This window comes from Paenibacillus sp. PK4536, from assembly GCF_028594455.2.
In the GTDB taxonomy this organism is placed as follows: Bacteria; Bacillota; Bacilli; order Paenibacillales; family Paenibacillaceae; genus Saccharibacillus; species Saccharibacillus nuruki.
Window position 1 is genome coordinate 4765851 of the sequence record NZ_CP126313.1, and the last position, 15159, is coordinate 4781009.

At 39.5% G+C, this 15159-nt stretch carries 8 protein-coding genes; 7 read left to right on the plus strand and 1 reads right to left on the minus strand.

Annotated elements, in window-relative coordinates; genetic code table 11:
* Positions 1 to 489 precede the first annotated feature (489 nt).
* The 4 genes from PO903_RS21115 (at position 490) to PO903_RS21130 (ending at position 7820) form a co-directional block, all read left to right on the plus strand.
* Positions 490 to 2943: a right-handed parallel beta-helix repeat-containing protein gene (locus PO903_RS21115; RefSeq protein WP_273594475.1), complete on the plus strand. Its 2454-nt coding sequence runs from the start codon at positions 490 to 492 to the stop codon at positions 2941 to 2943.
* Positions 2944 to 3264: 321 nt separating this feature from the next.
* Positions 3265 to 5580, plus strand: a complete 2316-nt coding sequence (locus PO903_RS21120) for a right-handed parallel beta-helix repeat-containing protein (protein WP_273594476.1) — start codon at positions 3265 to 3267, stop codon at positions 5578 to 5580.
* A gap of 183 nt (positions 5581 to 5763) precedes the next feature.
* The gene (locus PO903_RS21125; protein WP_069329880.1) at positions 5764 to 6555 is read left to right on the plus strand and encodes an SDR family oxidoreductase; all 792 of its coding nucleotides are present in this window, start codon (positions 5764 to 5766) and stop codon (positions 6553 to 6555) included.
* A 194-nt stretch (positions 6556 to 6749) separates the two neighbouring features.
* On the plus strand, positions 6750 to 7820 hold the full coding sequence (locus tag PO903_RS21130) for an SDR family oxidoreductase (RefSeq protein ID WP_273594477.1): 1071 nt from the start codon (positions 6750 to 6752) through the stop codon (positions 7818 to 7820).
* 72 nt (positions 7821 to 7892) lie between these two features.
* Here PO903_RS21130 and PO903_RS21135 read toward each other — a convergent pair whose 3' ends face one another.
* Positions 7893 to 8261 carry a winged helix-turn-helix transcriptional regulator gene (locus tag PO903_RS21135; protein ID WP_069329882.1) on the minus strand — a complete coding sequence of 123 codons (369 nt, stop codon included), beginning with the start codon at positions 8259 to 8261 and terminating at the stop codon, positions 7893 to 7895.
* Positions 8262 to 8521: 260 nt separating this feature from the next.
* Here PO903_RS21135 and PO903_RS21140 point away from each other — a divergent pair, with 260 nt between their 5' ends.
* From PO903_RS21140 to PO903_RS21150, 3 genes are all read left to right on the plus strand, one after another.
* Positions 8522 to 10831, plus strand: a complete 2310-nt coding sequence (locus PO903_RS21140) for a right-handed parallel beta-helix repeat-containing protein (protein WP_273594478.1) — start codon at positions 8522 to 8524, stop codon at positions 10829 to 10831.
* Between the two features lie 360 nt (positions 10832 to 11191).
* Positions 11192 to 13870, plus strand: a complete 2679-nt coding sequence (locus tag PO903_RS21145) for a right-handed parallel beta-helix repeat-containing protein (protein WP_273594479.1) — start codon at positions 11192 to 11194, stop codon at positions 13868 to 13870.
* A 234-nt stretch (positions 13871 to 14104) separates the two neighbouring features.
* Entirely contained in the window at positions 14105 to 15079 is a 975-nt protein-coding gene (locus PO903_RS21150) for a ring-cleaving dioxygenase (protein WP_069329885.1), read from the plus strand.
* Positions 15080 to 15159: the final 80 nt, after the last annotated feature.

Sequence of the window (15159 nt, forward strand, 5' to 3'; positions counted from 1 at the left end):
ACATTGATCTGAGACTTTTGGCTATTTTCTTATGTCCTATATAGCTATCGGGGCTATTGCTTGCTGACTGAATAGGAAGGACATACTAATATAATTTGATTTTCTATCGCAATAGATACCTTCAAGAATGAGACATTAAGGCGGTTATCAGTTGTTGGAACATATACTATACTGAGGGTGGCTAAAGAAACACCAACACTTTCAATTTATTCTTCTATCTATCTCTTCTACTTCTTCCCACTCTTTATTCTACTACTTAACCTACTTGTTTACGTTATCCCTACTTCATTACATTTTGCTTTCCTTGATCTTCTTTCTAATACGAGTATACCGAAAGTTGAGATCACGGATTAATCCAATACTATATCTGACCTAATAACCCTACTCAATTATAAGAAAACAGCTACAGTTAGCCATCTTAGAGTACATCTATTCGTTCATCATTTATTTGATAACAATAGCATTCAGGATATTTAGGAGGAAAATATAATGGTAACAACTACGAAATGGGTAGCATGGATACTTTCACTGAGTCTTATGATTACTCTTCTACCAACAGGGCAAACCAGTTATGCTGCAACAAATCAAATGCTTAGTAGTGGTAACACGGTTGCAACTAACGTTAATCTATACGTCGATCCAACAGGAAATGATACAACAGGGACAGGCACTAAATTAGCACCTTTCAAATCATTATTCAAAGCTAGATCAACGATTCGTGCTTACAAAGGCAATTTACCAGCAGGTGGTGTTACCGTCTGGGTCAAAGGCGGAACATATAATCTAGCTACAACATTCGATCTCAATGCTCAAGATTCAGGAACACCCGATAAACCTGTTATTTATCGCACGTACCCGGGAGAGACGGTTACCTTAACAACAGGTAAAGGCATTGATCCTACATCATGGCAACCTTTAAGTGCAGATGCAGCGGCACGTGTTAATCCTTCTATTCAACCAAGTAAACTACGCGAGCTAGATGTAGCTTCGCTCAATATACAGAATATTGCTGGCTTTGCAGGAGGTACAACATTTACAGAACAATGGGGTATTGTTGACCTGATTGTAGATGGTATTAGACAACCGATCTCTCAATGGCCGAATGAAAATCAAAACATCGCATCAAATCGTGCAGGTTGGGTCACTATGAATGGATCAGCAGACTCCAAATCCTTTTATTATGGTGAAGGCGGTATTCCAGAGAACGGAATTACAGACGATGAAGTCAATCAAGACGGTACCAATCGTATTCAGCGCTGGAAAGCTTCCATGGCTAAAGGGCATGATCTGTATCTCAAAGGATTCTGGAGAACAGCATGGAGCCCTGTAACGAGTAAAGTAGGCGCTATCTACCCTAACGATCATATTATTTCTCTATATGATATTCCAAGTGGCGGTATGGGCGATAAATTTAGCAAAACGGTTGTTACAACCAACACACTCAAAAGTTCAACGGTCAGTATGGATGTTTATCGTCCTAATCTAATGTCTTCTGCTTCAGTACAAAAAGATGTGTATACTCCAGCATTTTCTGTTCCAAGTGCTAATGTGAACCTCTTCAATGTGACTGCTAGTGTCTATGGATTGGCTAACGATGAACCTTTTATTCCAGATACAAGTGTGAGCTATAGAGTTGGCACAGGGAAAGAAGAATGGAAAGCTATTAATTATTTAGATGAAATCGATGTTCCTGGGGAATGGGCACTTGATTTTAAAGACGGCAAAATTTATTACTATCCTACAGGTGATTTTACTAAACAGATGATTACCTTATCGGATAACAAAGCATCTATTATCAAAATGAGTGACGCTTCTTATATTCAGTGGCTTGGATTTACGGTTGAAGGTGGTATGGGTAACGGCATCGAGATGCAACGTTCTCATCATATGAAGCTTGCTGGAAATACAGTCTGTTATGTAACAGGAACAGGTATTGTCGATTACTACGGCAATAACAATCTGATCCAAAGTAATGATGTATTTGAAATTGGAGCTGCCGGTATCTCTATGGGGTACTCAGGAGATCGTACTACTTTGACAGCATCCAATTCTAGAATCAATAACAATCATATTTCAAATATCGGCACATTGATTAGTCTTGAAGGTATCGTGATTCGCGAATCTGTAGGGATTAAAGTCGATCATAATCTTATTCATGATACACCCAAAGCGGCAGTTAAGTATACTTCAGATAACAACTTATTGTTTGAGTATAACGAAATTCATAATACGTCTTTAGTTGAAAGTGATTCCGGTGCTTTTTACACACCACAAGACTGGACTTCTTATGGAAATGTACTCCGTTATAACTTTATTCATCATAACAAACGGTCTCATGGATTCTATTTTGATGATGGAGATAGCGGTGATATTGTCAGCAAAAATATTATTCAACAATCTCAAATCGCTTTTATCATGGGCGGTGGACACGATAATCTAGCGCAAAATAACCTGATTATCGCTTCTAGAGCAGCAGGACAAATTGATGATCGTGGTATTACACGTGGATATACGGCTACAAGCACGTATGCTCAGAATTTGATTAGCAAAAATCCAACTTCTGGCGCATGGCTACAGTACGGTAAAGATTTGAAAGCAACTTATGGCTACACTACCAATCTATGGGCAGATATTCTTAACCCTGAATGGCATCCAGAATATCCAAACGGTTCTTCGATTTCCAATAATGTATTTGTACAAACAGGCGCAGTCACTACACCTAAAAAAGGATCTTTTACTGTAGCGAACAATGTGATTCTAAATACGATCGCGGACGCTCAATTTTATAATGCTAACACAATGGATTATCGTACCAATAATGCAAGTATTCTGAGCAAATTTACAGATTTAAATACGATTTTCCCACAGATTGGATTATCTCAAGATGAGTATAGAGTGCAAGTCGTTTCTAGATCAGCATCAGGCGGAATGAGTAATCATTAAAATGAATAGGAATTTCCATATTATTGTGAACTTTTTATGAATACAGTAGGTCTACCCTTTCCACTCCTCCTACTAATGATTCATAAAGATAACTTTTATTTCGGGGATAATTAGTAACTAAATATCTTAATTATCCCCTCTTTTATCAAAAAAAGTCGATTTTTCACTTAAATTAACCAAATTTATCTATAACCATTACAAAATGGGCAAAAGTATCCGACAAAGTAACTAGTGAGCCTAATTCGATAATTATAAAACCAAATATCCAATTCTAATACAACTATAGGTAAACCATATTACAGTATGAAAGGATGTTTTATAATGTTCAGAAAGACACCGTTAGCCATGTTAATGGTGATAACTACACTAGTTGTAAGTACTTTGTTATCACCAAGTTCCGCTTTTGCAGATCGTACCGTAAATGGAACTGTTGTTACCCTAAGTAGTGGAGCAACGACCAATACAGGTCTCAATATCTATGTAGATGGTTCTGTAGCAACTGCTGGAACAGGGACAAAAGATGCTCCCTTCAAAACACTGATCGAAGCTAGAAATGCGATTCGTGCTAAAAAAGGAGTTTTACCTGTTGGAGGAATTACAGTATGGGTCAAGGGCGGCACATACAAATTCACTTCTACAATGGATATGAATGCTTCTGATTCTGGAGCACCTGGTAAATCAATCGTTTATCGTACCTATCCTGGAGAGAAAGTTATTCTTTCTAACGGTACATCTGTTGATCCTACCCTTTGGAAACCTTTAAATAGTGAAGCACAATCCAGAGTTAATCCAAAAGTTAGTGCAAGCAAGCTAGTTGAACTGGATGTAAAAGCTTTAGGGCTTACCAATATTAACAGCTTTCCTGGAGGCAATTCATTCTCCGATAAATGGGGCATTATTGATCTGATTGTCGATCATGAACGTCAACCGATCTCACAATGGCCGAATCCAGGCGAAATGGCTGGTTCCAAACGTGCTGGTTGGACAACAGCTAACGGTTCCGCAGATGCTAAATCTTTTTACTACGGTGAAAATGGAATCCCGACAGATGGTAAGACTGATGATGAATTAAATGCAGATGGAACCAATCGTTCCGAGCGTTGGGCTGCTTCTGTGAATGCAGGACATGCTCTCTACCTTCAAGGCTTCTGGAGAACGGTCTGGAGCCCGGTAACAAGCAAAGTACAAAGTATTGATAATGCAGAAGGCAGTATTTCTTTGTTAGACACCCCTACAGGCGGTATGGGTTCCAAATGGAGTAAAGATATTGCTAACTCTAACCCTGTTTACCGTACAGGTGATGGAACAGAAGAATGGCGTGCAGTGAACTATCTAGATGAGATTGATGTTCCTGGCGAATGGGCACTTGATTTCAAAGATGGCAAAGTATACTACTACCCTGATGGCGATATCAAAACAAAAGATGTAGAAATCGCTGATAATGCTACACCTATCATCAAAATGTATGCGACGTCCTACCTTCAATTGCTAGGCTTCCAATTAGAAGATAGCATGAGTAACGGGATTGAAATGCAAAAAACACACCATATTACAATTGCAGGTAATACGATCTTAAACGTAAGTGGTGGCGGTATTGTCGATTACTATGGCAATTACAATTTGATCAAAAGTAATGATATTTACGATACAGGTGAATTCGGAATAAGTCTTGGTTATGCAGGTGATCGCACAACGACATTTACCAAATCCAATACACGTGTAACCAATAATCATATTCATCATACTGGTCTACTTTCTCACCTTGCAGGTATTATCGTACGGGATTCCAATAATGTATGGGTCGATCATAACTTGATCCATGATGTTCCCAAAGATGGTATTCGTTATGTAAGCAGTACAAATCTAACCTTTGAATTTAATGAAATTCATAATGCTGCTCTAGTTGAAAGTGATACAGGAGCTTTCTATACGGCTCAAGACTGGACTTCATACGGAAATGATCTTCGTTACAACTTTATTCATAACAATGTACGTGCCAACGGATTCTATGTGGATGGCGGCGATGCAGGCGATAACTTCTACAACAATATTATTCAAGGCTCTGATCGTGCATTCCAATTTAACGGTCATCATAATATTGGTCGTAACAATGTCGTGGTTGCTTCTTCCAAAGTACAGATCGAAAATCGTAGTGATGTACTCACAACTGATGTGGTAGCAAATGCGATTATGACGAAAAGTTATGGAGTCGGCAGTAGCTTTGCAGATGGATTGCGTGCTAAAAATCCTTCATCCGGTGTCTGGGCAGGCTTTGCAAGTGAGCTCAAAACACGTTATGGTTACACAGATAACTTATGGACAGATATCCTAAATGCTAACTGGCATCCAGAGTACTCTAATGGTTCCAAATTAGTAGATAATGCATTCGTTCAAGTTAATAGTATTATCAAACCCAAACTTGGAAATATCACTGTTGAAAAAAATAATATTCTGTCTAAAGTAGCAGATGCAAGCTTCTTCAATTACGGTCAAATGGACTTGCGTACTAACAACAGACAAATTCTTGAGAAATTCCCGAATTTGAATAGTATTTTCCCTCAAATCGGATTGCAACAAGATATGTACCGTATCCGTGTGGTAACTCGTGCAGAAACAGGCGGATTCACCAATCACTAAGTTAAATGGCTAAGATACAGCCGAACTTCTTTTGTAAAGAAGTTCGGTTTTTTGTTGTGTTTAGCTCTAGCTATACTTATGCATGACATGAATCCATTTGATTAGTTATCCAAGCGAACGGGTAAATGCACTATGAATCCGAACGACACGAAGACGATACAGAACATACAGGAGGAATTCATCATGTTAGGTAAAAAAACAATTTTTATTACAGGTGCAGGTAGTGGACTTGGTAAAGGTGCTGCATTAGGTCTTGCCAAAAAAGGACATAAAGTGATTGCTTCCGTAGAAATTATCCCTCAAGTGACAGAGCTTCGAGAAGAAGCCAAAGCTCAAGGACTCGATATTGAAGTACTCAAATTAGATGTAAATAAACCACTTGATCGTATTCAATTGGAAAAATATGATTTTGACGTATATGTAGCGAATGCAGGTATTGGTGAAGGTGGTCCACTTGCTGAGATTCCAGTCGATAATATCCGTCAAATTTTCGATACCAACGTTTTTAACTCATTAGAAATGGTACAGATTGTCGCTCGCCAATTTGTCGCTAAAAAGAAAGGTAAAATCATTTTTGTCAGCTCTATCGCTGGACTAAGTGTGACTCCTTATCTTGGTGCATATTGCGCCTCCAAACATGCTGTAGAAGCGATGGCTCAAGCGCTTAAAGAAGAACTGAAAGAGTTTGGAATCCAAGTCGCTACAATCAATCCTGGTCCTTACAAAACAGGATTTAACGATAATATGTTTGAACAAAAAGAGAAATGGTATGACGAGAAAACCAACTTCACCAAACGTGCTGATTTGTTAAAAGGTGAAAAAATGCTAGCTCAACAGTTCGATCCTCAAGATATGATCGACAAAATGGTGGAAGTCATTGACGCGAAGCACCATCCTTTCCGTAATGTGTATCCAAAACCATCTGAAGAGCAAGTAAAAGAATATCAAGCAAAAATATGGGAAGAAACAGTATAAATCTTTCTTTTCTACTCACTACTATCATGTATCCAAAGCACACAGAATAGGCATTTTGACTGCCTTCTCTGTGTGCTTTTATACTGCTAGAGCACTTTGAAGTACCTATCGCACTTCAAAGTGCGTACTTCTCATCTCTTCTATTATGCTGCAAGCTAATCATGTAACCTATCATGATTAAAGGAGAGCTCAAGATGAATACATCGATCAATCATTCTCGTAAAGTCGCTCTGGTTGTTGGAGCCAACGGAGTTATAGGTAGTAACCTGATTGACCACTTAATTACACTCCCTGATTGGGATATTATAGGGTTATCCCGTAGAGGCGGTATTTCAACAGATCGTGTGACTTATGTATCGGTAGACCTTTTACAGCGAAGCGAAGTTGAACATGTTTTAGCATCATTTCCCACGATCACGCATATTTTTTATGCGGCTTATCAAGATCGTCCAACATGGACAGAATTAGTAGAACCTAATCTGAATATGCTGATTCATATTGTAGAAAGTGTAGAAGCCACTTCTCCTCAACTTGAACATATCAGTCTGATGCAAGGCTACAAAGTATACGGTGCCCATCTGGGTGCATTTCCAACCCCTGCCCGTGAAACAGATGCGAAGCCGATGCCACCTGAATTCAATATGGCACAACAGGATTATCTAGTGCAGCAACAACAAGGTAAAGATTGGACATGGTCTGCTCTTCGACCTTCTGTGGTATGCGGATTTTCAGTGGGTAATCCGATGAATCTAGCTATGGTGATTGCGATCTATGCGACGATTTCTAAAGAACTGCAAATCCCTTTACGCTTCCCTGGCAAGCGAGGAGCTTACCATAGCATTTTAGAAATGACTGATGCAGGTTTACTCGCCAAAGCAACCGTATGGGCAGCAACAACGCCTGCATGTGCTAATCAGGCGCTGAATATCAATAACGGAGATGTATTTCGCTGGGAATCCTTATGGCCTAAGATTGCTCATTATTTTGATATGGAAACGGCTCCGCCTTTATCGATGGACTTAAACGATATGATGAAAGATAAAGAAGCTCTATGGGATTCGATCGTTAGTAGGTATGGATTAACAGCATATACTTATGCAGAGGTGTCTTCATGGGCTTTTGGTGATTTTGTATTTTCGTGGGATTATGATTTTTTTGCAGACGGTAGTAAAGCACGTCGTCTTGGCTTTCATGAGTATGTCGATACCGAAGAAATGTTTATCACTATTTTTGAGGATTTCCGCAAGCGTAAGATTATCGCCTGATCTTCTGTCGTTTGTATCGATATATCAATAAAAGCCGACCTTAGGTAAGACAAAGGTTCGGCTTTTATTGATTTACATCACTTGAGGAGGAGACGATAAAATACGCGCTTGATCGCCATAGTGTTTATTCACATGCACTTCTCCCCATTTGCACATCATATGAAGTAACTCTGTTAGAGTCGTTCCGTATGGGGTTAATTCATATTCAACTTTGGGTGGCACAACATGATAAGAAGTTCGCAATACGGTGCCTGCTTCTTCTAATTCACGTAATTGCTGGGTTAGCATTTTTTGCGTAATTGCTGGAATTAACTTTTTAAGTTCACTGGTGCGTTTTTTACCAAATGTAAGATGGAATAAGATCACAGGTTTCCATTTACCACCGATCACTTCCAATGTGACTTCAACAGCAGTATGATATACTTTTTCTTTTTCTTCCATTATTGTTCCACCTTTCTAAGGTAGTTAATTATTTAGTATACTTACATCTAAGGTACAACACGAGCGTATGGTATAGTTCTTTCTACTGTAACATAGCCTATGGATAAGAAAGGTAAGCTATTTGGTTTGGTAAACATTACTTTTTTATTACCATGAATGTATTGCTCAAACCAAGTGCTGTTTGACAGTAGTCCTTTGTTCTACCTATACTAATGCCAACTCAATCTATACCCAAACATATATTATAAGGAGGTGGTCGCTTGAAAGCATCAAACTCGCGAATGATCCTTTTGGGGCTCGCTTTATTCGCTTTGTTACTAGGAGTACTATACTACAGTTTTCATACGAAAAACGATTCGTATCCGTTAAGTAGCGGTGCTGTGAAGGAGTCTGGAATGAATATCTATGTCGCCAAAACAGGGAATGATCAGACTGGAAATGGTAGCAAGAACAGTCCTTATGCGACTTTAAAACAAGCTCAGAAAAAGATTCGTGCCTATCAGGGCAAGCTTCCTCAAGGAGGCATAACGGTCTGGGTGAAGCAAGGGAATTATCTGATGGATTCTAGCTTACAACTGGATCAAAAAGATTCAGGAACAGCCAGTTCTCCAATTACATATCGCACGTATACCGGAGAACAAGTAACGTTATCTACAGGCAAAACAGTAACGGACTGGCAACCACTCAGTCAAGAAGCTCAAGCTAGAGTTCATCCGAAGATTGATCCCAAGCAGTTAGTAGAATTGGATGTACGCAAATTAGGATTTAAGCATATTAATGGATTTGAAGGCGGTACTTCGTTTACAGAAAAATGGGGTATCCTGAACTTATTTGCGAATAATCAAATGCAACCTATTTCCCGCTGGCCGAATACTACAGAAGTCGCTGGTGGACAACGTGCAGGTTGGGCGATTGCTCAAAGTGTCTATAATGCTCAATCTTTTTATTATCAAAAGCCCGGTTCATCGAGTGTTAATATTCTGGATGAAGATGGTACTAATCGTTCCAAGCGCTGGCAAAATGCGATTCAACAAGGACATGCGATCTACTTACAAGGTTTCTGGCGTACACTATGGAGTCCAGCCAGTATCCAGATCAGTCAAATTGACCCTGCTCAAAAAACGATCAAGCTTTTAGATACCCCTCAAGGCGGTATGGGTTCTAAATTCAGTGCTCTCGTGTCTCCTTCTGCTCTATCGAGAACAACGAATGAGCAAAATGATAACAGTAGTACACCTTCTACTTATCGTGTCGGTGATGGCTCTGAAGAGTTCCGTGCACTTAATCTATTAGAAGAAATTGATACGCCCGGAGAATGGGCGCTTGATTTTAAAGACGGCAAAATTTACTACTATCCACCTTCTGATATTCATAAATTGCAGACCGTGATTGGCGATCAAGATTCACCGATTGTCAGTATGGATGGTACATCTTATGTGCAATTTAAAGGATTTACGATACAGAATAATATGGGCAATGGTTTTGAAATGAAACGAAGTCATCATATAACGATAGCAGGCAACAAAATTCATGATGTGAATGGCGGTATCTTAGACGTAGATGGTCATCATAATACATTCCGCAGTAACGATATTTATGATACAGCTAGCTTCGGAATCAGTCTGAATAGTGCAGGTGATCGGGCTACCTTATCGTCTGCAAATACTCGCATTACCAATAATCATATTCATCATATCGGCAAGCTGATTCATCTGGAAGCGATTATTATTCGAGATTCAGTCGGTGTGCGGGTAGATCATAATTTACTACATGATGTTCCCAAAGATGCTGTTCGTTATGTATTTAGTAATAAGCTGTTGCTAGAATACAATGAAGTTCATAATACATCTCTGATTGAAGGCGATACAGGAGCTTTCTATACCGCTCAAGATTGGTCTTCGTACGGCAATGTATTACGATATAACTTTATTCACAATAACAAGCGCTCCAATGGATTCTATGCAGACAGCGGTAGCAGTGGGAATACGTATCAGTATAATATTATTCAAGATACTTCCCGTGCTTTCCTATTTGAAAATGGTCATCATAATGTAGCAACAAACAATCTATTAATTGATGTCCAATCGCTTGAAATTAATGACCGTTCCAATCAACTGGATTATGGACTAAATAGCGACAATGCAAATCGTCTACGTGAACTACAACCTTTAACCGGAACTTGGAAAAAATACGGTGAACAACTTGCTGAAAAATACGGACTGCAAGGCAATCTATGGAGTAGCGTATTAAGCAAGAAATGGAATCCGCAATATCCAAATGGCAGCAAGCTCAATCATAACGTTATTGTAGGTGCAGATGGACAAGTGAAATTACCGAAAAAAGGTGATGTGACAGCCGTAGGGAATACTACTGTGAGTAGCACATCCAAAGCTGGATTTTATAACCTAGCTACACTGGATCTACGTACCAAAAATGCGAAGATTCTAGAGAAATTCCCAGACTTGAATACCATTTTCCCAACGATTGGATTGTACAAAGATGATTATCGCACTCAGCCTTTTAATCGTGCAGATTCAGACGGTCTTTCCGATCATCAATCGACTTCTTAAATCAAACTTTTCTTGATATTACTGACTGATCAGTTGTGCTTCGGTGCAATTGATCAGTTATCTTTTTATAGATTAAGATTTCGTCCGACACACTTGACAAGCAATCTACCAGTATGCTCAAATGGTTACAAAAAAGAAACTAATTTATGAATAAATTGAAATTTTATTAAGAAAGTATGAAAATAGTCTTTGCTAAATATGTATCTGTATTTTATTATATAAAAGCATCTAAAGAAATTACCAAATTATATGTATTTTAGGGGGTGATTAACTAATTAAAACAATGATCTACACCATAGCAGGGATAAACCATCATCCCAACGACATCAGTGTATCTAGAAACGGAGGGAATTTATATTTATGAAGAAGTTCCAGAAAATGATATCGCTCGCAGCTATTCTTGCTTTGAGTAGTGGTATAGCAGTTCCATATGCATCTGCTGACAAAGTTGGAAATCAAGAAGTGATTAATCTTGATAGCGGTGCTGTGACAAAAACCGGTTGGAATCTATATGTAGATACTGCCGGAAGCGATACCGATGGGAATGGCACAAAAGAGAAACCATACGCCACCCTCGAAAGAGCACGTGATGCGATTCGTAGCCTCAAAGGCGCCCTACCCGATTATGGAGTAACGGTCTGGGTCAAAGGTGGAGAATATGAATTTTCCAACTTGGAATTTACAGATGCAGATTCAGGTACGCCTGATAAACCGATTATCTATCGTACCTATGCGGGAGAACAAGTAACGTTAACCAATGGTATTCGTATCAATGCGTCAGATTGGAAGCCTCTTAGCGCAGCTGCCAAAGCTCGTGTTCATCCTGATGTAGATGCCAATGCTCTGTACCAGTTAGATGTAAAATCACTGGGCTTGAAGCATATTAGACATTTTGAAGGTGGCACTTCATTTACCGAAAAATGGGGAATCATTGATCTGATCTCTAACGGTATTCGTCAACCGATCTCACAATGGCCGAATATCACCGAATCGGTAGATGGACATCGTAAAGGATGGACAACTGCTAACGGTTCAGCGGATGCCAAATCTTTTTATTATGGTGAAGGCGGTATTCCTGAAAATGGAGATACAACGGACACATTGGATTTGGATGGTAGCAATCGTGCAGCACGCTGGCAGAAGTCTTTGTCAGAAGGTCATGCTCTTTATCTCAAAGGATTTTGGAGAACGGTCTGGAGTCCACTGACCAGTTCTGTACAATCCGTCGATACCAAGCACAATGTGATTACACTTAAAGATATTCCAGATGGCGGTATGGGTTCCAAATGGAGTGCTACCGTATCTGATTATGCATCTGCTACATCCGCTACAGCGAATACGTATGGAGACGATGCCAAGTCAGCTAGTGTGGCTCCATCTACCTCTGCGACAAGTGCGCCTGCGGCAGATGATGCTTTGCATGATACTGATTCTACGCCTCAATCATATAAGCTATTTAACGAACAAGGCGAATCAGGATCAGTAAGTTTGAAAGAAAATGTGACAGACGATTCTCAATTAACGACCGAAGCGACGGACTCGGAAAACAGCTTATCGTTACCTTCAGGCGTAACGGAACATACAGGTACCGATGCTACTGTGACAGAACATACCGCTGACTCCGAATCAGCCAACGTTTCTTCATCTGTAAAAAATGATGTCTACAAAACAGCGACAGCCAGCACGTATTTCGCACCTTCATCGTATTCATCCAAAATTAAAGCGCCTTATCGAATCGGTTCCGGTTCGGAAGAGTGGAAATTGATTAATTATCTGGATGAAATCGATGTACCGGGTGAATGGTCACTCGACTTCAAAGATGGGCAAATTTATTATTATCCGAAAGGCAATCTAAAAAGCCAAACGATTATTATTGCCGATCAAGAAAACCCGGTTGTCTCTATCAACGGTGCTTCCAACTTGGAAATGTTAGGGTTCACTGTTGAAGGCGGTATGGGGAACGGAATTGAATTGAAAAATACCGATCATATTACGATTGCAGGCAACACGCTTCGTAATCTAGGTAATGGTGGGATTCTGGATGTAGATGGTACGAATAATCTTTTCCAGAGTAACGATATTTATGAAACAGGCGGATTCGGGATCAGTATTAACGATGCTGGCGACCGTAAAAAATTAACAGCAGCGAATAGCCGCGTTACCAATAACCATATTCATAATGTGGGTGATCTTACTCACCTCGAAGCGATACTGGTGCGTAATTCAGTGGGAGTCAAATTCGATCATAATTTACTGCATGATGTACCCAAAGATGCTGTCCGTTATGTGTACAGCAACAATTTAACATTTGAGTACAATGAAGTACACAACACTTCGTTGATCGAAGGCGATACCGGAGCATTCTATACCGCTCAAGATTGGGCTTCGTATGGTAATGTGCTGCAATATAATTTTGTTCACCATAACAAACGTTCTAATGGATTTTATTCAGATGGTGCAGATAGCGGCGATAATTATCGTTACAATATTGTACAAGGTTCCACAAAAGGTATTTTACTCAATGGACATGACAATATCGCAAATAACAATCTAGTGGTCGATTCCAATATGATTCAAGTCGATCAACGGGGCGATAGTAATTCTCATGGTGTGAATAGTATCTATGCAGATCAACTTCGAGAAATGAATCCAACCAGTGGTGTCTGGAAAGAATACGGAGCAACATTACAGAAAACGTATGGTTATGATCATCCGTTATGGAGTAGTATTCTTGATCCGAACTGGCATCCTGAATATCCTAATGGTACAAAAATGAATAACAATGTAATGGTCAATACCCCGAATATTGTGGTTCCTAAATTAGGTGATGTGAAAGTTGAAGGTAATCAATTTATCTCTACGGTCACAGGTGCAGGATTCTACGATTACAGCAAAATGGACTTACGTACCGACAATAAGACTATTTTAGCGAAATTCCCGAATCTGAATGAAGTCATGCCTAAAATTGGATTGAGTCAAGATGAATACCGTACCAAAGTCGTGACTCGTGCCGAATCAGGCGGATTAACCAATCACTAATCTAACCAGCTCTTCTATGCTTTGACCAAGTAGAACCTTTGAATCAACAGGCTGTTTGCCTACGATTCAAAGGTTCTTTTTTGTCTATACATTTCTTTTTTACATAGTTACTATATTTTTTTCATGGAAATGACTTGTAATTATTTTTGTCCATGTTATAATTATCTTAATATTAAGATTTTAAATATAAGCCGATTATGATTCATTCATATATATACTAGGAGGTTGACGATTATGGAATTATTAGGTATTCATCACGTCTCAATTATGACAGGTAAAGCGGAAAAAAATTACGATTTTTATACCAAAACAATGGGTATGCGTATGGTCAAAAAAGGAGTCAATCAAGACGATACGACTTCTTATCATTTATTTTATGGGGATGCTGTTGCTTCTCCCGGTACCGAATTAACTTTCTTTGATCTACCAGGTATCGGGCCTAGCTATCAAGGAGTATCTAGTATTTCAGCCACTTCATTACGTGTAGCCAATACAGAAGCGTTGCAATACTGGTCTGATCGATTTGATCAATTGAATGTTACTCATGAAGAAATCAAACAACGGGCTGGACGGGATACTTTAGCGTTCCAAGACTTTGAAGGTACACGTCTTATTCTTGTAGCCGATAATGGCGAACAAGGTGTTGCTCCCGGCAAAGCTTGGGATCAGACTGAAGTTCCTGTTGAATACGGTATTCTTGGACTTGGGCCTACCACATTGACACTTGCCAAACCAGCTTCTACAATTATGATTTTGACTGAAGTGATGGGATTCCGTCACACAGGCTCGTATCCTTCGCTTGCAGGTGACTTTGCAGATATTGAAGTCTACTCTACAGGTCAAGGCGGAGCAGGTGCAGAAGTCCATATCGAGACACGTCCTGATCTTCCGAATGCTCGCTTGGGTCGTGGTGGTGTGCATCACGTAGCTTTCCGTGTACCTGATGAATCCGAGTACGAACGTTGGGCAGACAAATTATCCAAATTAGGCATTCCTAATTCGGGTAAAGTCGATCGTCACTATTTCCGTGCTCTTTACTTCCGTGAACCCAATGGGATCTTATTCGAACTTTCTACAGATACACCGGGATTCGATATCGACGAATCTATGGATTCATTAGGTGAGACATTGTCTTTACCTCCTTTCCTTGAAGGTAATCGTGCACAGATCGAAGCTAATCTTCGTCCACTTGTACTCGATGAAGCTTAATGTATTAAATGAAATAGTATTGTTATCATAGGTTTATAACACAAAGAGCAACTCTTAACAGAGTTGCTCTTTTATGATTT

What these genes read in the sequence shown, in the direction of transcription:
- PO903_RS21115 (WP_273594475.1), top strand. Translation starts at nt 490, where the DNA reads ATGGTAACAACTACGAAATGGGTAGCATGGATACTTTCACTGAGTCTT.
- PO903_RS21120 (WP_273594476.1), top strand. Translation starts at nt 3,265, where the DNA reads ATGTTCAGAAAGACACCGTTAGCCATGTTAATGGTGATAACTACACTA.
- PO903_RS21125 (WP_069329880.1), top strand. Translation starts at nt 5,764, where the DNA reads ATGTTAGGTAAAAAAACAATTTTTATTACAGGTGCAGGTAGTGGACTT.
- PO903_RS21130 (WP_273594477.1), top strand. Translation starts at nt 6,750, where the DNA reads ATGAATACATCGATCAATCATTCTCGTAAAGTCGCTCTGGTTGTTGGA.
- PO903_RS21135 (WP_069329882.1), bottom strand. Translation starts at nt 8,261, where the DNA reads ATGGAAGAAAAAGAAAAAGTATATCATACTGCTGTTGAAGTCACATTG.
- PO903_RS21145 (WP_273594479.1), top strand. Translation starts at nt 11,192, where the DNA reads ATGAAGAAGTTCCAGAAAATGATATCGCTCGCAGCTATTCTTGCTTTG.
- PO903_RS21150 (WP_069329885.1), top strand. Translation starts at nt 14,105, where the DNA reads ATGGAATTATTAGGTATTCATCACGTCTCAATTATGACAGGTAAAGCG.